The organism is Stappia sp. TSB10P1A, from assembly GCF_900185725.1.
Classification (GTDB): domain Bacteria; phylum Pseudomonadota; class Alphaproteobacteria; order Rhizobiales; family Stappiaceae; genus Stappia.
This window is the reverse complement of sequence record NZ_FYAU01000016.1, coordinates 91,322-109,847: the sequence shown is the minus strand read 5'-3', so window position 1 is coordinate 109,847 and position 18,526 is coordinate 91,322. Positions and strand designations below refer to the sequence as shown.

At 67.1% G+C, this 18,526-nt stretch carries 20 protein-coding genes; 11 read left to right on the top strand and 9 right to left on the bottom strand.

The window, feature by feature from the left end:
• Positions 1 to 62: 62 nt before the first annotated feature.
• The 8 genes from TSB10P1A_RS05445 to TSB10P1A_RS05415 all read left to right on the top strand — a co-directional run bounded on the left by TSB10P1A_RS05445 (position 63) and on the right by TSB10P1A_RS05415 (position 6,643).
• On the top strand, positions 63 to 1,490 hold the full coding sequence (locus TSB10P1A_RS05445) for an MFS transporter (RefSeq protein WP_186386892.1): 1,428 nt from the start codon (positions 63 to 65) through the stop codon (positions 1,488 to 1,490).
• A 73-nt stretch (positions 1,491 to 1,563) separates the two neighbouring features.
• On the top strand, positions 1,564 to 1,974 hold the full coding sequence (locus TSB10P1A_RS05440; RefSeq protein ID WP_186386891.1) for a hypothetical protein: 411 nt from the start codon (positions 1,564 to 1,566) through the stop codon (positions 1,972 to 1,974).
• 119 nt (positions 1,975 to 2,093) lie between these two features.
• Positions 2,094 to 2,612 (top strand): copper chaperone PCu(A)C, encoded by a 519-nt coding sequence (locus TSB10P1A_RS05435; protein WP_186386890.1) that lies wholly within the window; start codon positions 2,094 to 2,096, stop codon positions 2,610 to 2,612.
• Positions 2,613 to 2,618: 6 nt separating this feature from the next.
• Complete coding sequence (locus tag TSB10P1A_RS05430) at positions 2,619 to 3,236, top strand: SCO family protein (RefSeq protein ID WP_186386889.1); 618 nt, start codon at positions 2,619 to 2,621, stop codon at positions 3,234 to 3,236.
• A 25-nt stretch (positions 3,237 to 3,261) separates the two neighbouring features.
• Positions 3,262 to 3,396 (top strand): hypothetical protein, encoded by a 135-nt coding sequence (locus tag TSB10P1A_RS23870; protein ID WP_256376563.1) that lies wholly within the window; start codon positions 3,262 to 3,264, stop codon positions 3,394 to 3,396.
• Positions 3,397 to 3,399: 3 nt separating this feature from the next.
• The gene (locus TSB10P1A_RS05425; protein WP_186386888.1) at positions 3,400 to 4,143 is read left to right on the top strand and encodes a TlyA family RNA methyltransferase; all 744 of its coding nucleotides are present in this window, start codon (positions 3,400 to 3,402) and stop codon (positions 4,141 to 4,143) included.
• Positions 4,144 to 4,211: 68 nt separating this feature from the next.
• On the top strand, positions 4,212 to 5,471 hold the full coding sequence (locus tag TSB10P1A_RS05420; RefSeq protein ID WP_186386887.1) for a class I SAM-dependent RNA methyltransferase: 1,260 nt from the start codon (positions 4,212 to 4,214) through the stop codon (positions 5,469 to 5,471).
• Positions 5,472 to 5,512: 41 nt separating this feature from the next.
• Positions 5,513 to 6,643 carry a class I SAM-dependent methyltransferase gene (locus TSB10P1A_RS05415; RefSeq protein ID WP_186386886.1) on the top strand — a complete coding sequence of 377 codons (1,131 nt, stop codon included), beginning with the start codon at positions 5,513 to 5,515 and terminating at the stop codon, positions 6,641 to 6,643.
• 9 nt (positions 6,644 to 6,652) lie between these two features.
• On the opposite strand, the gene TSB10P1A_RS23675 is transcribed toward TSB10P1A_RS05415, so the two are convergent.
• From TSB10P1A_RS23675 to TSB10P1A_RS05400, 3 genes are all read right to left on the bottom strand, one after another.
• A complete protein-coding gene (locus tag TSB10P1A_RS23675) occupies positions 6,653 to 6,907 on the bottom strand; it encodes an exodeoxyribonuclease VII small subunit (protein WP_244292997.1) in 255 nt (84 codons plus the stop codon).
• 107 nt (positions 6,908 to 7,014) lie between these two features.
• Positions 7,015 to 7,944, bottom strand: a complete 930-nt coding sequence (locus TSB10P1A_RS05405) for a histone deacetylase family protein (protein ID WP_186386884.1) — start codon at positions 7,942 to 7,944, stop codon at positions 7,015 to 7,017.
• A gap of 445 nt (positions 7,945 to 8,389) precedes the next feature.
• Positions 8,390 to 9,382, bottom strand: a complete 993-nt coding sequence (locus TSB10P1A_RS05400) for an L-threonylcarbamoyladenylate synthase (protein ID WP_186386883.1) — start codon at positions 9,380 to 9,382, stop codon at positions 8,390 to 8,392.
• Positions 9,383 to 9,548: 166 nt separating this feature from the next.
• Between TSB10P1A_RS05400 and TSB10P1A_RS05395 the strand changes: the two genes are divergently transcribed.
• From TSB10P1A_RS05395 to TSB10P1A_RS05385, 3 genes are read left to right on the top strand one after another with little or no spacing between them, the layout of a single operon-like run.
• The gene (locus tag TSB10P1A_RS05395) at positions 9,549 to 11,318 is read left to right on the top strand and encodes an acyl-CoA dehydrogenase (RefSeq protein WP_186386882.1); all 1,770 of its coding nucleotides are present in this window, start codon (positions 9,549 to 9,551) and stop codon (positions 11,316 to 11,318) included.
• A 21-nt stretch (positions 11,319 to 11,339) separates the two neighbouring features.
• Positions 11,340 to 12,086, top strand: a complete 747-nt coding sequence (locus TSB10P1A_RS05390; protein WP_186386881.1) for a crotonase/enoyl-CoA hydratase family protein — start codon at positions 11,340 to 11,342, stop codon at positions 12,084 to 12,086.
• Between the two features lie 27 nt (positions 12,087 to 12,113).
• Positions 12,114 to 12,977 carry an NAD(P)-dependent oxidoreductase gene (locus TSB10P1A_RS05385; protein ID WP_186386880.1) on the top strand — a complete coding sequence of 288 codons (864 nt, stop codon included), beginning with the start codon at positions 12,114 to 12,116 and terminating at the stop codon, positions 12,975 to 12,977.
• A 157-nt stretch (positions 12,978 to 13,134) separates the two neighbouring features.
• Here TSB10P1A_RS05385 and TSB10P1A_RS05380 read toward each other — a convergent pair whose 3' ends face one another.
• From TSB10P1A_RS05380 to TSB10P1A_RS05355, 6 genes are all read right to left on the bottom strand, one after another.
• The gene (locus tag TSB10P1A_RS05380; protein WP_186386879.1) at positions 13,135 to 14,130 is read right to left on the bottom strand and encodes a DnaJ C-terminal domain-containing protein; all 996 of its coding nucleotides are present in this window, start codon (positions 14,128 to 14,130) and stop codon (positions 13,135 to 13,137) included.
• A gap of 148 nt (positions 14,131 to 14,278) precedes the next feature.
• Positions 14,279 to 14,785, bottom strand: coding sequence for an RT0821/Lpp0805 family surface protein (locus TSB10P1A_RS05375; RefSeq protein ID WP_208984478.1), 507 nt, complete (start codon positions 14,783 to 14,785; stop codon positions 14,279 to 14,281).
• A 175-nt stretch (positions 14,786 to 14,960) separates the two neighbouring features.
• Positions 14,961 to 15,962 (bottom strand): bifunctional 2-polyprenyl-6-hydroxyphenol methylase/3-demethylubiquinol 3-O-methyltransferase UbiG, encoded by a 1,002-nt coding sequence (locus tag TSB10P1A_RS05370; protein ID WP_244292996.1) that lies wholly within the window; start codon positions 15,960 to 15,962, stop codon positions 14,961 to 14,963.
• A gap of 61 nt (positions 15,963 to 16,023) precedes the next feature.
• Positions 16,024 to 16,998 carry a magnesium transporter CorA family protein gene (locus TSB10P1A_RS05365; RefSeq protein ID WP_186386878.1) on the bottom strand — a complete coding sequence of 325 codons (975 nt, stop codon included), beginning with the start codon at positions 16,996 to 16,998 and terminating at the stop codon, positions 16,024 to 16,026.
• 133 nt (positions 16,999 to 17,131) lie between these two features.
• Positions 17,132 to 17,332, bottom strand: a complete 201-nt coding sequence (locus TSB10P1A_RS05360) for a hypothetical protein (RefSeq protein ID WP_186386877.1) — start codon at positions 17,330 to 17,332, stop codon at positions 17,132 to 17,134.
• 191 nt (positions 17,333 to 17,523) lie between these two features.
• Positions 17,524 to 18,495, bottom strand: a complete 972-nt coding sequence (locus tag TSB10P1A_RS05355) for a DUF1499 domain-containing protein (RefSeq protein ID WP_186386876.1) — start codon at positions 18,493 to 18,495, stop codon at positions 17,524 to 17,526.
• Between the last annotated feature and the right edge of the window lie 31 nt (positions 18,496 to 18,526).

Sequence of the window (18,526 nt, the reverse complement as noted above, 5' to 3'; positions counted from 1 at the left end):
AACCTTCCGCGCAACCACCCCGGCCGGGACACCGGCCCGCATCTGTGAGGAAAGGGCGCGACATGGCGCAGGCGCTGGCCCCGGTATCGGCCCTTCTGATCGCGATCGCACTGCTCGTCACCGGTCACGGACTGCAGAGCACGCTGATCCCGCTGGCCGGCTCCCAGGCCGGTTTTTCCGATCTCGAGATCGGCCTGGTGTCGTCGAGCTATTTCATTGGCCTGGTTCTCGGCTGTCTTGGCGCGCCTTACGTGATCATGCGCGCCGGGCACATCCGTGCGTTCGCCGCCCTGGTGTCGCTGATGTCCGCCGCCGCCATCCTGCATCCGATCATGGTCGAGCCCTTGGCCTGGAGCGCCATCCGCGTCATCTCCGGCTTCTGCCTCGCCGGTTTCTACATGATCGTCGAAAGCTGGCTCAACGAGCAGGCTTCGAACGAGAACCGCGGCACGATCATGTCGATCTATATCGTGCTGGTCTACGCGGCGATGACCGCCGGGCAACTGTCGCTGACGGTGATGGATATCGCCACATTCATCCCCTTCGCGATTGCGTCGGTGACGGTCAGTCTCGCGGTGATTCCCGTTTCGCTGACCACGGCCAACCAGCCCGCGCCGATCACCGTCGTACGGTTCCGGCCGGTGAAGCTCTATCGCAACTCTCCGACTGCGCTGGTCGCGGTTCTGATGATCGGCATCACCCAGGGTGCACTGTGGATGCTGACGCCGCTCTATGCCATCCAGATCGGCTTGACCACCAGCCAGGCGGCCTATTTCGCCGCCGCCTTCGTCGGCGCTGGCGCGCTCTCGCAATGGCCGATCGGCCGCCTGTCCGACAGGCTGGACCGCCGCCTCGTGCTGCTGGGCCTAGCCGCCTCCGCCGTCGTCGTCAGCATCGTGTTCATGACCGTGCCGATCAACGGTTTCGCCATGGCCATCGCGCTGGTGCTGCTTGCCGGCATCGCCACGCAGCCGGCCTATGCGATCGCGGCCTCGCATGCCTTCGATCACGCGGATCGCAGCGACTATGTCGAGACGTCGTCGGGCATGAACCTCGCGTTCGGCATCGGCTCGTCCTTCGGCCCGCTCACGGCCGCCTATCTGATGCAGTCCGTCGGCTCCTGGGGCCTGTTCCTCCAGGTGGCGGTGATCCAGGCGCTGATGGGGCTCTATATCCTGTCGCGCCTTTTCCAGCGCGCGGCGCCCTCGATCGAGGAAAAGACCGACTTCGACTACGCGGCCTCGGCGCAGGTGGGCACGGTCCTGAGCCCCGAGCCGCTGGACCTGGAGGATCCCTCGGTCATCCCGCCGGAGGAGTTCCCGGCCTATGACCATGTCTCCGACGATCTGACGGGAGCGGCGGCCGCGGCCATAGGCGAGGAATATCTGACGCCCGCCATGTCGGCGGAATCCGCGGCAGAGAGTTCCGCTGGCCCGGAGGCGCGCATTGCGGAGCGTGGCGCGCCGGCTGCCGAGACGCGGGCGGATTGACCATGACCGTGGCGTTCGGGCCTGCGGCATCTCATCTCTCGACCGGGCGGGCAGGTTGGGGCATTGTCGCACGATGATCCAGCGAACGACCCTGTTCGGTCTTCTGCGCCGCGAAGCCTTGCCGCTTGCGCTGGCATGCGCGCTGGCTCTGCTGCTGCAACTGGCTGCCGTGCCGATGACGCTGGCACAGGTCGGGGAGGACCAGGCGCAGGCCCTGTCCTCCCTTTGTCTTGGCAGTACCGCCGCAGAGGAGGAACCTGGTTCCGGCCCCTTGCACCATATCCCGGGTCTGTGCCCCTGCGGGCCGGTGTGCCCGCATTCCGCCTCGGTGTTCACGGCCCTCGCGGCAGTATCTGTTGCGACCGCCGAGCCCCCGTATCGGACGAGCCTGCTGGTCCCGCTGGGCTCTCGCCGCGAGGCGCCTCTCGTCGGTCTGACCATCCGTGCCGGAGCCATTCGGGCACCGCCTCCCGCCAGGATCTGACCCGGCAGCGCGCGAACACTTCACACCCCGCCTGCCGTCCTGCGCCATGTCCCGTCTTTGCGCCTTGTCGATGTCGCCACGGGACTGAGCTGTTAGATATCGATTTTCGGGAGACGAAAATGACCTACTTTTCCAAGCTTGCCCTTGCCGCCCTTCTCGCCACCGCGACCCTGCCGGCAGCCACTCTGTCGGCACTTGCGCAGGACGTGACCGTCGGCGCCCTCACCCTGTCGGGCGCCTGGACCCGCGCCACGCCGCCCCAGGCGCGTGCCGGTGGCGGTTTTCTCACAATCACCAATTCCGGCGAGGCCGATCGTCTCGTCGCAGCCGTGTCGCCGGTCTCCAGCCGCACCGAGATCCATGAGATGGCGGTGGTGGACGGCGTCATGAAAATGCGCGAGATGGCGGACGGCGTCGAGGTTCCGGCCGGTGGAACGCTGGAACTGAAGCCGGGCAGCTATCATGTGATGTTCATGGATATCGTCGAGCCGCTGAAGGAAGGCGAAACCGTTACCGCGACGCTGACCTTTGAAAAAGCCGGCGAGGTCGAGGTCACGTTCACGGTGGAGAAGATGGGCGCCAAGGCCATGCCGGGGCATGGGATGCCCGGCCACGGCAAGCAGGGCGTGAAGGAGTAAGCCAGCATGTCCGCACTGAAGATCCTGCGCTATGTCGCCTGGGCAGCGGTGATCGCGCTGCTCGGCGCCATGGGCTATGTCGGCTATCAGCAATATGTCGCGCCGGAAGGCGAGGGGCTGATCTCGCCGGTCGCCAGCATTGGCGGCCCCTTCACGATGACCGATGCGTCGACCGGGACGATCGTCACCGACGCCGACTTCCGCGGCAAGCCGGCGGCCTATTTCTTCGGTTTCACCTTCTGCCCGGATGTTTGCCCGACCACGCTGGCCGAAACCCAGATGTGGATCGAGCAACTCGGCCCGGATGCGGACAAGATGAATTTCGCCTTCGTCTCCGTCGATCCGGAGCGAGATACGCCGGAGGTCATGCGGGACTATGTCGCCGCCTTCGACAAGCGCATCCGGCCGCTCACCGGCACGCCCGAGCAGGCGGAGCAGATGATCAAGGCCTATCGCGTCTATGCCCGCCGGGTGCCGCTCGACGATGGCGATTATACGATGGACCACTCGGCTGCGGTGTTCCTGATGGACAAGGACAACCGCTTCGTCGGGACCATCGCCTATGACGAGGCCCCGGAAAACGCCATGGCCAAACTGCGTCGCCTCATCGATAATGCGTCCTGAGGCGACCTGAACCGGACCTGTCGACATGCGCTCTGATCTGCTCCTTCCTGCCGGACTGTTCTTCGCGGCGGCTTTCGCTGCGACGGGGGTCCTGTGGTGGGTCTACGGCGAGCGCATCTATGTCGACCGGTTGCTCACCGGCATCGCCAATTGCTTCTGAGCCATGGCGGAGCGTGAGCGGCTTGACCAGCTTCTGGTGGCGCGCGGGCTTGTCGAAAGCCGTGCCCGCGCGCGCGATGCCATTCTGCGCGGCCATGTCCGGGTCGATGGCGTGGCCGTCGACAAGCCGGGGCAGAAGGTGGCGATTGCGGCCAGGCTCGACGTCGAGGACCCGGCGGGCGGCTATGTCTCGCGCGCGGCCCTGAAGCTCAAGGCCGGGCTCGAGCGCTTTTCTTTCGATGTTGCCGGGCGCATTGCCCTTGATCTCGGCGCGTCCACCGGCGGCTTCACCCAGGTGCTGCTGGAGGCCGGCGCGCTCAAGGTCCATGCGATCGATGTCGGCCACGGGCAGATGCACCCGTCGGTCGCGGGAGACCTGCGCGTGCTGCGCCGCGACGGGGTCAACGCCCGCGCCCTGACGCTCGACGATCTCGGCGGTGAGCACCCCGGCGTTGTCGTCTCCGACATGAGCTTCATTTCCCTGCGCCTTGCGCTGCCTCCCGCGCTTGGGCTTGCCGCGCCGGGGGCTTGCGGCCTGTTCCTGGTGAAGCCGCAATTCGAAGCCGGCCGCGAGGCGGTCGGCAAGGGCGGGCTGGTCGCCGCCGAAATCGGAGAGGGTGTGGTGAGGGATCTCGCCGGCTGGCTCGCCGGTCAGCCGGGCTGGTCCGTGCTCGGCCTTGAACCCTCGCCGATCACCGGCGGAGACGGCAACCGCGAGTGGCTGCTGGCGGCGGTCAAGGACGGCTGATCGCCGGTCTTGCCGGTTTCTGCCGCATGCGGCTTGCCTGTGTCCCGGCGGCGGAGTAACCGGTGCGCATGAGCCAGGACGTCACACTCGAAATCGCCGCCCTTGCCCACAAGGGCGAAGGCAGGGCGGAGACCGCTGAAGGTCCCGTCCACGTTCCCTTCGCGCTGCCGGGGGAGACCGTTCGCGTCCGCCGCGAGGGCACGCGGGCGCGTCTGCTGGAGGTGCTGACGCCCTCGCCCCTGCGGGTGGAGCCCGTCTGCCCGCATTTCGGCACCTGCGGCGGCTGCGTGCTGCAGCATATGGATCAAGCGGCGATCCTCGACTGGAAGCGCCAGCAACTCGTCGCCGCGCTTGCCGCACGCGGGCTCGCCGAGGTGGAGCCGCTGGTCGAGCCGACGGCGGACGCGGGCGGGCGTGGTCGCCGCCGGGCGGTCTTCGCCGCGACGCGGGCCGGAGCCCGTATTCTGCTTGGCTTTCACGAGCGCGCGAGCCACCGCCTCGTCGATGTCGTCCGCTGTCCGGTGCTGGTGCCGGAGATCGTCGCCCTGCTGCCCGCGCTGAAGGAACTCGCCGCGCGGGTGATGCCGCGCAAGGGCGAGGTGACGCTCAACGTCCTTGCCACGCCCACCGGCGTCGATCTTGCGCTCGTGTCCTCGGCAAGGGTCGAGCCGCGCGGGGGCGCCGCGCTAATCGAGGAGGCGATGGCCGCCGGCATTGCCCGCCTCTCGCTCAACGGCGAGGTGCTGGTCGAGGCCCGCGCCCCGACCCTCGACATGGGGGGCATACCGCTGGTGCCGCCGCCCGGCGCGTTTGTCCAGGCGACGGAAGCAGGGGAGGAGGCGCTGGCCGCCCGCGTCCTGGCCGGTGTCGGCAAGGCACGCAAGGTCGCCGATCTCTTCTGCGGGTCGGGCACCTTTGCCCTGCGCCTTGCCCGGCAGGCAACGGTACGGGCGGTCGAAGGCGAGGCTGCCGCCCTCGCCGCGCTGGACCGGGCGATGAGAACCGGGGCGGGGGCGCTCAGGGAGATCAGGGCCGAGCGGCGTGATCTTTCCCGAAACCCGCTGACCGCGGTGGAACTCGACGAGTATGGACGCGGGATGGAGGCGGTCGTCTTCGATCCGCCGCGCGCCGGCGCCGAGGCGCAGGCACGGGAGCTTGCCCGCTCGAAGGTGCCGACGGTGGTGGCGGTCTCGTGCAATCCGGCGACGCTTGCCCGCGACCTGCGCATCCTGGTCGATGGAGGCTACCGGATCTCGTCGATCCTGCCGGTGGATCAGTTCCGCTATTCGCCCCATATTGAGGGTGTTGCGGTTCTGTCGCGCGGCTGAGAGCTGCCGCGGCGGTCCGGGTCGAAAGACGGGAGAACGCCATGGCGGAAACGAGCTTTGCCGGACGTGCCTTCACCTGGGGCCGCAGGGCGCGCTATGCCGCCCGGCAGGGGAGCCGTGTCGCCTGGTTCGCCGTGCATGGCGAGATCGCCCAGGCGATCTCCCGCCGGATCGCGCGCGCCGCGCGCGCCGGTGGCGAGGCGGCCTCCCAGCCGGAGGATCGCGAAGACGGGCGCCGAGAGCCGCGCCGGTCGATATCGACACCCGATCTCCGGCGCCTGTTTTCCCAGATCGCAGCGCTGTTCGCCCGTGATCTCGCCAATGTCGAGGCGGGGCACTACCCGATGCCGGAGGGCGAGTTCGGCGGCCCGCGCGGCTTTCTCGATCTCAGCCGACGCTTTCTCGCCGACGTGCCGAAGGTGGCCCGGCGGCGCGTGACCGGTGGACATCAGGAGGTCTTCGAGGCAACGCGCGAGGCATCCTCCGGCCTGCCGCGCTACTACCGGCAGAATTTCCATTTCCAGACCGAGGGCTGGCTGTCGCGCGACAGTGCCCGCATCTACGACTTCCAGGTCGAGGTCCTGTTCAAGGGGGCGACGGCGGCCATGCGGCGGCAGGGCCTGGTGCACCTGTCGCGCCTCGTGCGCGAGACCGACCAGCGACGGCTCGCCTATGCCGATATCGCCTGCGGCACGGGCGGCCTGCTGGCCCCGGCCCTTGCCGCCTTCCCGCGGCTTCGCGGCATCGGCGTCGACCTCTCGCTACCCTATCTGCAACATGCGCGCGAGGCTCTGCCGCCTGCCCGGCAGCGCCGCGTCGGCTTCGTCAATGCCAATGCCGAGCGCTTGCCTTTCGCGGATGCCAGTCTCGACGCGATCTCCTGCGTCTACCTCTTCCACGAACTGCCGCCGAAGATCCGCCGGGTGGTCGCCCGCGAGCTCGGCCGTGTGCTGAAGCCGGGGGGGCGTCTGATCTTCATCGACAGCCTGCAGCACGGCGATCTGCCGGAAAACGACGGACTGCTGGAGCTGTTCCCGGACCTCTTCCACGAGCCCTATTATCGCGGCTATCTGAAAGAGGATCTCGACGCGCTGTTCGGCGCCGGCGGCCTGCGCCGCGCGGACTTGTCGACGGCGTTCCTGTCGCGCGTCGCGCTGTACCTCAAGGAGTAGGTGAACGCGTCAGTCGACGTCGAGCGGGGCCGTTCCGGTTGCGCTGCCGTCCTCGGCAAGCTGGATACGCTCAACCTTGGCTTCGGCCGCCTTCAGCAGCTTGTCGCAGTGTCGGCGCAGCAGATCGCCGCGCGAGTAGAGCTTGATGCTCTCCTCCAGCGGAACGTCGCCGCGTTCGAGCCGGCCGACGATCTCCTCGAGTTCCTTGAGGGCGACCTCGAAGGCGAGCGCCTCGATCGCCGGGTCGGTGTCGTCTCGGGTCACACGCCTGCTCCTGCTTGCTGCCTCGATGGAGTGCCAACCTACAAGCCGCCCCGCCACCGGGCAAGGCAAGCCGTCCGGCCTTCCGCCTTGCCTGTGGACGGGCGGGATCAGGACTTCATCAGGGTCATGATATGGGCAGCGGCCGAGCGCGCGAGGCCTTCCAGGTCGTATCCCCCCTCGAGCAGCGACACGACACGACCGCCGCATTTGCGGTCGGCAATGTCCATCAGCCGCATCGTGATCCAGGCAAAGTCCGCCTCGACCAGATTGAGGCCGCCGAGCGGGTCGCGGGCATGGGCATCGAAGCCGGCGGAGATGATCACCAGGTCGGGTTGGAAGGTCTCGATGCGCGGCAGGATCGCCACCTCCATCGCCTCGCGGAATTCCTCACCGCCGTCGCCGGCCGAAAGCGGCGCGTTGACGATCGTGTCGGCCTCGCCCCGTTCGCTCGCCGCGCCGGAGCCCGGATAGAGCGGCATCTGATGCGTCGAGCAGTACATCACCGTCGGGTCGGCCCAGAAGATGTCCTGGGTGCCGTTGCCGTGATGGACGTCGAAATCGATGATCGCGACGCGATCGGCGCCATGTTCCCGCTGGGCGTGGCGGGCGGCCACCGCGGCATTGTTGAAGAGGCAGAAGCCCATGGCCCTGGCCGCTTCCGCATGGTGTCCCGGCGGCCGCGAGGCGCAGAAGGCATTGCCGACCTTGCCGGTCATCACTTCGTCGACCGCCTGGCAGGCGCCGCCGACCCCGCGCATCGCCGCCTCCCAGCTTCCCGGCGACATGGTCGTGTCGGCGTCGACACGCACCAGACCGTCCTGCGGCGCCATCCTGTGAAGCATGTCGATATAGGAGGAGGGGTGGACCCGGGCGATATCCTGGATCCGCCCCATCGGCGCCGTCTCCCGTTGCAGCGTCTGGAACCGCTCATGCTCCAGGATCCGGTCGATGGCGCGGATCCGGTCGGGGCGTTCGGGATGACCGACAGGGGTCAGATGATCGAGATAGGCGGAGTGGTGCAGGTAGAGGGTTGCCAAGAGCGTTTCCTTAGCTTGGGCCGTTTTCGGGCGCTTGGTGCCTCATCTGACCGGCCATGGCAGACCCTGTCAATGAGCCAAAGGCAAGGGGATCGCGGAAGGCAATCGCAAATTTGAGGCTCTGGGCAAAAGAAAACCGGGGCGGCTTGAAACGCCGGCCCCGGAAGAGGTGCGGGCAGTCTAGGGCCCGTAGGGGAGGTCCGCTGCATCACCTGTGAAGGTAATGATAATACTAATTGATTCGCACCCCTTTCAGAAGGAGGAATTTGCGAGAGGCGGCGTTTTCGAGCATGAAATGATCGAATTTGGTAAAATCAGGATTTATTTTTCACTGTAAAAAATCCCGATGCCCAAGTTGTGCGGGGCAACATCTTGGTGTGCCCCTGCGTCAGATCGAGCGGGTGGATGCGTCTTGCGGTGCCCGGACGCGACCGCCTTTCGCGGCTCAGTCCCGTGGAGCGGCGGCGCGGCGCAGGCGATCGTTGATCGCCTCGCCCAGCCCGGTCTCCGGGACCGGCATGACGGCGATGCGCTCTGCCCCGCTGGCGTCGAGGCGCCGCATGGCGGTGAACAGGTGGGCGGCCGCCTGCCGAAGATCGGCATCCTCACTCAGTTGGACCACGGCCGCGGCGTGCTCGGAGCCGGGAGGCAGCGGCGTTCCGAAGGCGAGAAGCGCTTCTCCTGGCTCGATCCGCTCGGCATTCAGCCGCATCCCGGCGCGCGGGGCATAGTGGGAGGTCAGCATACCGGGGGCCTCCGGCGCGGTTTCGCAGGAGAGGGAGGGGGCGGCAAGAGCCTCGCCCAGCACCGCCTCGATCTCCGCGCGTGACACGCCGCCGGGCCGCAGCAGCGTCGGCCGCTCCCCGGCTAGACCGACGATGGTCGATTCCACGCCCACCGGGGTCGGCCCGGCATCGATCAGCAGGGCAAGGTGCTCGCCAAGGTCGCCCGCCACCGCATCCGCCGTGGTGCCGCTGATGCGGCCGGAGCGATTGGCACTAGGGGCGGCAATCGGCCGCCCACTCGCCGACGAAAGTTCACGCATGATCGCCGCTGCCGGTACCCTCAGCGCAATCGTTTCAAGCCCCGCCGTCGCCAGATCGCAGACCGGGCTGTCCGGTCGCTTGGCGACCACCATCGTCAGCGGTCCGGGCCAGAAGGCGTCGGCCAGCCGTCTTGCACGCTCGTCGAGGATGCCGTGCCGGTGGGCCTGCTCGGTGGAGGCGACATGGGCGATCAGCGGGTTGAAGCTCGGCCGTCCCTTGGCCGCGTAGATCGCCGCGCAGGCAAGCGGGTTCGTGGCGTCGGCAGCGAGCCCGTAGACGGTTTCCGTCGGCACCGCCACCAGGCGTCCGGCGAGAATGTCCGCCACCGCCGCCTCGAACTCCGGCGTGTCGCGCCAGCCCGTCTCCTGCGGGTCGATCCGCCAGCGCCGCATGGCTTGCCCTCGTGTCCTGTCCGCTGGCGGATGGTTGCGTGGTTCCGTCACGTCACATGTTGACGTTTACGTCAGCCGCAGCCATCCTCGCGCCCGAAATGATGCCGGGCGGTTCTGCGGCCTCTGTCGCCGTTCGTCAAGCACCGGCCTGTCAAGGGAGTGAGACATGTACCGTGCCCCCGTATCGGAGATCGCCTTCACGCTGAAGCAGGTGGCGGGACTGGGTGAGGTCCTTGCCCATTCGCGGCATAGCGAGGTCACCGATGACCTGGTGGACGCAATCCTGCAGGAGGCCGGTCGTTTCGCCGCCGAGGAAATAGCCCCGCTCAACAGCGTTGGGGACCGGCAGGGCGCGCGTCTGGAGAACGGGACCGTGACCATGCCTGACGGGTGGCGCGCGGTTTACCGGGCCTGGATCGAGGGCGGCTGGAACGCACTGACCGGCGCGCCGGAGTTCGGCGGGCAGGATCTGCCGGCGATGCTGCACGCTGCGGCGCTGGAGATGTGGAACTCCGCCTCCATGGCCTTCGCCCTTGGCCCGACCCTGACCACGGGGGCGGTCGAGGCGCTTGAAAAGCACGCAAGCAAGGACCTGCAGGAGACGTATCTCGCCAAGCTCGTCTCCGGCGAGTGGATGGGCACGATGAACCTGACCGAGCCGCAGGCCGGGTCCGATCTCAACGCCCTGCGCGCCCGGGCCGAACGCGCCGGCGACGGCACCTACCGCATCTTCGGGCAGAAGATCTTCATCACCTATGGCGAGCACGATTTCACCGACAACATCGTCCATCTGGTGCTGGCCCGCCTGCCGGACGCACCGGCCGGCACGCGCGGCATCTCGCTGTTCCTGGTGCCGAAGTTCCTGGTCAACCCGGACGGATCGCTGGGCGCGCGCAACGATGTTCGCTGTGCCGGCATCGAGCACAAGCTCGGCATCCACGCCTCGCCGACCTGCACCATGATCTATGGCGACGAGGGCGGCGCCATCGGCTGGCTGATCGGCGAGGAAAATCGCGGCCTTGCCTGCATGTTCACGATGATGAACAACGCCCGCCTTGCGGTCGGCATCCAGGGGCTGGGCATCGCCGAGCGGGCCACCCAGCAGGCGCTGGCCTATGCGCTGGAGCGGCGGCAGGGCCGGGTGCCGGGTCAGAGCGGTGAGGGCATGAGCCCGATTGCCGCACATCCCGACATCCGCCGCACGCTGCTCGACATGCAGGCCTGGACGCAGGTCGCCCGGGCGATCTGTTACGCCAATGCCCATGCCATCGACATGGCGCGACTGGCGGGGGACGACGCGGCGCGCACCCACTGGAGCGAGCGCGCGGCAACCCTGACCCCGCTTGCCAAGTCCTTCGCCACCGATATCGGCGTCGAGGTCGCCTCGCTCGGCGTGCAGGTGCATGGCGGCATGGGCTTCATCGAGGAGACCGGAGCAGCGCAGCACTATCGCGATGCGCGTATCGCGCCGATCTACGAGGGCACCAACGGCATCCAGGCCATCGATCTGGTCACACGCAAGCTGCCCCTGTCAGGCGGGGCGCAGTTTCGCGGCCTGGTCGAGGAACTCTCTGCCATCGCGGCGAAGGCAAGCGGGGCCGGCCCGGACTTTGCCGATATCGCGGCGCGGCTTGAGAGCGCCCTGGCCAATCTCTCCGGCGCCACGGATTGGATGCTGACCGCGCTTGCGGGCGGTCGGCAACAGGAAGCGCTCGCCGGCGCCACGCCGTTCCTGCGGCTGTTCGGCCTTGCCTATGGCGGCGCCATGCTGCTGAAGGGCGCGCTCGCGAGCAGCGGCGATGCCGCGCCGGAGGCCGCGCGCCGGCTGCTGCTGGCCCGCTATTTCGCCTCCGCGCGTCTCGCCGAGACGGCCGCGCTGAAGGAGCAGGTGGTCTCCGTCGCCTCGGCGGTGCTGGATTACGATCCGCTGGCCTGAGGCGGTATTGGGGAGGACGCGATGATCGAGATCGAGCGGGACGGGGCCGTCCAGCGCATCCGGATGAACCGGCCGGACAAGAAGAACGCCCTCACCGGCGAGATGTACTCGGCTCTTGCCGAGGCGCTGGAACAGCGGGACGCGGACATCCGGGCGCATCTCCTGTGCGGCGTGCCGGGAGCCTTCACCGCCGGCAACGACATCGCCGACTTCCTTGCCATGGCCGGCACTGTGGGCATCCAGGACGCGCCGGTGGTGCGGTTCCTGCGCGCGCTTGCGGCCTGCGAGATCCCGATTGTCGCTGCCGTCGACGGTCTCGCGATCGGCGTCGGCACGACGATGCTGTTCCACTGCGACATGGTCTTCGCCAGCGAGCGGGCGCTGTTCCGCACGCCGTTCCTGGATCTTGGCCTCGTGCCCGAGGCCGGCGCCAGCCTGCTCGCCCCGCGCGTCATGGGCCATGCCCGGGCCTTCGAACTGTTGTGCCTGGGCGAGCCTTTCGATGCGGCGGCGGCACTGTCCGCCGGCTTCATCAATCACGTTGTGGCGGAGGAGGAGGTCGAGGCGCGCGCGCTTGCCGCCGCCAGGGCGATCGCCGCCAAGCCGGCCGAGGCGATGCGCCTGTCCCGCGCCCTGCTGTGGGGTGAGCGTGCGGACTTGCGGGCCCGCATGGAGGAAGAAATCCGCCTGTTTGCGGAGTGCCTGGCCTCGAAGGAGGCGCGCGCCGCCTTCACCGCATTCATGGATAGGTCGCGCGGGAGCGACTGAGGTCGCGACCGCTGTTGGGAGGAACGCATGTCGCTCAAGAACCGAACGCTTTTCATCACCGGTGCGTCACGGGGCATCGGCAAGGCGATCGCCCTGCGCGCCGCGCGCGACGGCGCCAATGTGATCGTTGCCGCCAAGACCGCCGCGCCGCATGCGAAGCTGGAGGGCACCATCTACAGCGCGGCGGAGGAGATCGAGGCAGCCGGCGGCCGGGCGCTGCCGCTTGTCGTCGATGTGCGCGACGAGGCGGCGGTGGCCGATGCGCTGGCGCAGGGGGCGCAGACCTTCGGCGGCATAGACATCCTCGTCAACAATGCCAGCGCCATCCAGTTGACGCCCTTGTCGCAGACCGACATGAAGCGCTTCGATCTGATGCATCAGATCAACACACGCGGCACCCTGGTCTGTGCGAAACACGCGCTGCCCTGGCTGGAGAACAGCGACAATCCGCATATCCTGATGCTGTCGCCGCCCCTCGACATGCAGGAGAAGTGGTTTGCGCCGTTCACTCCCTACGCCATCGCCAAATATGGAATGAGCCTTGCAGTGCTCGGCCTGGCCGGAGAACTGCGAGACAAGGGAATTGCGGTCAACGCACTGTGGCCGCGCACCACCATTGCCACCGCGGCGGTGCGCAACCTGATCGGCGGCGACGAGATGATGCGCTCGAGCCGCACGCCCGAGATCCTGGCAGATGCCGCCTGGGAAATTTTCACCAGTCCCGCCAAGGATTTCACCGGCAACTTCCTCATCGACGACAGCTTCCTGGCATCGCGCGGCATCACCGATTTCGACAGGTATCGGGTCGATCCGTCCTGCGCCCTGATGCCCGATTTCTTCGTGCCGGAGGACAGCCTTCCGCCGGCCTCCCTCGCGCCGCTGCGGGACTGAGGAAGAGGACGCGATGGGCTACCAGCCCATCGCCTTCCAGAGGAGCCCGCCTAGGACTGCGCTGGCGCAAAGCGCGAAAAGAACCCATCGCAGGACGGGATTGTCGTCCTTGCGCGGTGGGCGTCGTTTCCTGCCGTGCTCCTCGCCCATGCCGGGCTCAGTCGAATTCAGGCCCGCGGGCGCGGTAGGGCCGCAGTTCCTTCCAGGCCCGCATCAGGGTCGTCAGTTCTTCGTCGCCCTCCTCGGGGAGCACGATGCGCAGGGTCACCAGCAAATCGCCCCGGCCTCCGGTGCGGTTCGGCAGGCCCTTGCCCTTGAGCCGCATGGTCTTGCCGGCCTGGGCGTTAGGCGCGACGGTCAGGTTGACCGCGCCATCAAGGGTCGGCACGCGCACCTTTGCACCCAGCACCGCCTCATAGAGGGTGATCGGCAGGTCGAGCCGCAGGTCGTCGCCGGAGGGGGTGAAGATCGGATGCCGGGCAAGGCGCACCTCGATGATGGCATCGCCGGCCGGACCGCCGTTTTCCCCCGGCTCGCCCTGGCCGCGCAGGCGGATCTTCTCGCCGTCCACCGTGCCGTCGGGCAGCTTCACGTCCAGCGTCTTGCCGGAGGGCAGGGCGACGCGCACCTTGCGATCATGGACGAGCTGCTCCAGCGTCACCCGTGCGGTGACGTTGGCATCGCTGCCGCGCCGGGTCGGCCGCGGACGGGGCCCGGCCTGGCCGCCCGGTCCGGGGCCTGCGCCGGCAAAGCCGCCGTCACCGGCAAACCCCGCGCCGCCACGGGCGCGTCCGCCGAGGCCGCCGAGAATGTCGTTCAGGATGTCGTCGAAGCCGCCGCCCCGTCCAAAGCCCGAAGACTGGCCGCGTGTCTGGCGAAACAGGTCGGACTCGTCGAAGCCGCCGCCGAACCCATGCGCCTGAAAGCGCGGCTTGCCTTCGGCGTCGATCTCGCCCCGATCGAACTGGCCCCGCTTCTCCTTGTCGCCCAGGATCTCATAGGCCTGGTTCGCCTCGGCAAAGTGTTCCTTCGCCTTCGGATCGTCGGCGTTCTGGTCCGGGTGATACTTTTTCGCAAGCTTCCGGAAAGCCCGCTTGATGTCGGCCTCGCTCGCCGATTTTGCGACGCCGAGAACGGAATAGGGATCACGCATGGTTCAGACCGCGATGGTGTGTGGTGCAACGGGTATACACCCGCGCCTTGCTCGGGAACCATATGGTTGTTGATAGGAATAAAATCCAGTGGCGAGCCTCGCCCACCGTGGCCGCCTTTGCAGGCGGATATCAGCCCCGGCCGTGACGTCAGCCTGCCGTCTCCGGCTTCGGGTTCTTCACGGCCAGTTCGATGATCGCCCAGTCCTGCATGACATCGCGGCAGGCGGTGCCGAGATAGGCGCGCACGCCGCCGATGGTGTTGGCGGTCGTCTCGAAGCGGGTGCAGCCGGTGCCGCCGGGCTGGGTGTCGTCCTTGATCGCGACGATGGTGCCCGAATTGCCGCTGATCGGATTGTTCCAGGAGAAGGGCGGATCCGCTTTGCCGCTTTCATGAGCGGTGGCAATGGCGCGGGCGATGATCGCACGGTCCTGCGAACTGATGTCGACATCCGCAGCATTCTGCTGCGAATCGATGGATCCGGTCAGATCCAGCGGCACTTCCGGATCGGCGCTGCCGATCGGCATGGAAATGCTGCCGCAACCGGCAGCCACGAGCGGCAGAACCAGGGCGAATGCCAGCGCGCCCGCCCGATAGCGGTTGGCGGCTGCTCCATCCTTTTCGGCGGATGTCGCGGTGACCCGTATGGATGTCATGGCGTTACCGTCCCGAAGCTCGATGCGCGGTCTCGCGTGGCGAGGTTGTTGCGCCTTTGCAACAGGATGAAAGAAAGCGATTAACAAATGGTAAGCCGGATCCTCCAGCGATCCCGTTTCCACTTTTAGGGCAGGGGCTTGGCGATGAGGTGCGGAGCACAGTCGGAGCGAATCGTCATGTCGCCTTGCCGAGCACGGCGCAGAATTCGCTGACCAGATAGGGGGTTGGGTAGACCCGGTAGGGAACGAGGCCGATCAGACCCAGCCCGTTCAGGGTGGTGATGATCTGTGTGAAACTTTCGGGCGTGAAGCGCCAGGCATGCACGTCGATATAGGCGCCCTTGCTCTGCTCCCATTCCTGGATGGCGTTGCGCGTGCGCGCCACCGTGTGCTCCAGCGTGCCATGATCGCCCTTCCAGTGGCGAGCGGCATCGTTGTGGGTGGTCAGCGCCCGCATCTCGATGACGCTGCGCAGGGTGTGCACTTTCGGGTTCTGGCGATGCGCCTCGATCACCTGACCGAGGGTGGAGGGCGGGATGAAATGATCGAAGCAGAAGCGGCAATCCGGGATGATCATCGCGTAGACGCCGCCCGCGTCGAGGATCCGCTCGACATGGGCAAGATGCGCGACCAGGTTGGGCTGATGCTCGATCACATGCGAGGAGACGACCATGTCGAACTGCTCGTCCACCACCGCAAGGTCGCCGGACGGCGACACGAAATCGATATTGGGAATCCCGTCGGGGTTCTCGCCAATGGCCTTGGCCCGCTCGACAAGTTGCGCTCTCGGCAGGACGTCGAAATGCTTGGTATGGGCGCCCCGCATCAGTGGCCGGTGGAAGGCACCGAGTTCCAGCGAGCGTTCGTTGCCCTGCAAGGCATCGACGAAATAGCCGCGCGCGGCGAGCGGCGAGGCGACCCGCCCCTCCATCCGGCCGCTGTCGCGGTAATGGGCGGCGAGCGCCTCGTTCTCGAGTTCCACAAGGTCCGGATAGAGCGCGCGGTAGTAGTCGGGATCGAACTCGGCAAGGAACCGGTCCCGTAGCGGCAGGGGAGCGATCCGCTGCAGCACGGCCTCTTGCGACCACGTTCCGGTGCGCTGCGGCCGACGCGCCGCCGGCGGCCGGCGGCGGCCGCGGCGCAGGGCCCCGGCGAGTTTTGCGGCGAGGCTCGTCATCGGGTGGGTTCTGGTCCTGACTGCGGCATGGTCAGGCAAACTAGGGCAGACGCGGGCAGGCTCAAAGCAGCTTCTTCCATCTGAAATAAAGGAAAGTGATGGCGACCGACATGAACATGATGCCGATCGAGAACAGATAGCCATACGCCCAATTGAGTTCCGGCATGAACTCGAAGTTCATGCCGTAGATCGAGGCGATCAGTGTCGGCGGCAGGAACACGACGGCGAGCACCGAGAAGATCTTGATGATCTGGTTCTGCTCGAGGTTCACGAGACCGACCGTCGCGTCGAGCAGGAAGTTGAGCCGGGCATCGAGGCCGGTCGCATGTTCGCGGATCGAGCGGATATCGCGGCCCAGCGTCTTGGCGGCGGACTTCTGCTGTCCGTTCAGGCCCAGGGTCTTGGCATGCAGCGAGAGAAACAGGAACAGCCGTTCCAGACTGGCGCAGGCATCGTGCATGCGGGCGATCTTCAGGCCGATCTGGCCGATCTTCTGGATGGTGGCCTTGTACTGCGCGCTCTTGCGGCTGTCGATTCCGCGGCCGAACACATCACTGGCAACAGTATCGAACGCGCTGGAGCATTCTTCCACCACATCGGCGGCCCGGTCGGCAATGGCGTCCAGCAGGACGAAGAGAATATCGCTCGCGGTGCGGATCGGAACGCCGTCATGCTGGATCCGCCGGACGGCGGCGGCGACGGAGGTCGGTTCGCCGTGGCGGAGCGAGACCAGCCGCTCCTTCGTCACCACCAGGGTCATCGCTGCCGATTTCAAATCGGGCTCGCGGACGACCAAGGGCATCACCGCCGTCATCACCAGCGTGTTCTGCACCTCGTACAGCCGCTCGGATGTTTCGATCGCGGCCATCTCCTCGCGGGTGGGAATTTCAGTTCCGATCCAGAGCTCCGCCATCGCCCGCTCCTCGGGTGTGGGAGACGCAAGGTCGACCCACAGGGCCAGATCGGGAATTCGGGTCTCGGCCGAGCAGCGAATCTCGACGATGGCGCCGGCATCGAGCGTATAGGCGGTGATCATGCAAAAAAGGCTCCCGATGAAATCGCGTGCGATTCGGGAACCCTATAGCGTTTTCTTGACGGATTTTCCGCAACGCGGTGCAGGAGGCGCCGTGCCGGCGCCGTTTCCTGCTCCGTGCCTGCGGCGCTCGGCGTCACTTGGCCTTGGGCTGCGACGCCTTGACCATCCCGGTCTTGCAGATGTTAGCCGCGGTCACGGCACCGATGCCGACCGGCTTGTACAGAGAGGCAAGGCTCGGTCGCGGAGCGGGAGCGGCGGCTTGGGGGGACTTGGAAGTCATGTCTGGGTCCGGGTCGTTGGTTGCGCCGGGGAACATCCTGTCGGCGATGCGCACAAATCGTCTCCGATTTGGTCAAAACTAAGGATGACGCAAGGAAACATGGTGGCGCCAGTCACTCTTCTTAACACCTTGTAACCTTTTGCGATTCCGAGAAAGGGGACGAACCTTCCGCAGAGCGGTGCCGGCCCCTTGCCGGATCGGGAAACGCGAAGCGGAATCAAGAGGGTGACGAAGCCGGAAAGGCGTCACCTCGCCGGCGTTCCGCCCGGGACGTCCTCTTCATAGATTTCCGAAAGATCGTCGGGCAGTGGCTCCAGCGGCAGAGGTGCCGGGGTCGTCGCCGAACTCTGTGCGCCGGAAGCCTCGGGATCGGGCTTGGCGCCGGGCAGAGGCGTCTGCCCGTCTTCGCGCTCCGGTGCGTCAGCATCCAGCAAGGGCAGGTCGGCCGGCAGGTCCTCGTCCTCTTCGACCGGGTCGAGGATGCCATAGGCTGCGACCAGGACGGCGTCGAGGTCCTCGAAGAAGCCGCGAACCCGGTTGGCATTGGCACCGAAATCATGCCGGCCGAAGCGCGAGGCGGAGCGGATGTCGAGCCTTGCGCCGACCGGATCCGGCAGGATGCGCACGGCGATGTCGTCGCGAAAGGCGAAGACAAGCGTTGTCGCTACGGCCTGGAAGCGTGTCGGCTCGTCGGGCATGCCGGGCGGCAACTCGGCGGTGATCGTCCAGCGGTTGCGCGCCGCGACCTGCAGGGCCGCCCTGTGCAGCTCCGGCGGGGCGATGCGGAAACGTCGCGACACCAGGTCGGGATAGCTCTCCGCTTGTCTCGAAGCCCCGGTGAAGGGGAGGCCGCTGGCAATCTGCGGCGGGTTTTCCGTGTCGGTGCTGACATCGGCGAGTTGCGGATAGATCGCGAAGGCGTAGAGCGCGAAGAGGGCAGGCGTCAGCGCCACGACACCGTAGAAAAAGCCGCGCACCGCCAGCGCCCAGCCGGTGCCGCCGCGCCGCCACAGGACGAGCCCCGCGATCAGCGCTGTTCCGCAGGCGGCGGCGGCCAGCAGCAGGCCGAGGGTCAGAAGAACCAGGAATTGCGGCGTCGTGACGATATCCGCCCGGTGGATCAGCGCCGAGATCACCAGAACAGGCAGGGCCAGCCGCCCGAACTGGAGGCTTGCCGCCGCGAGGCGCGACCGGGAGAGGGGCAGGATCTTGCGCATGCGGCGGGCGGAAACTTCCCTGTGACTGAGA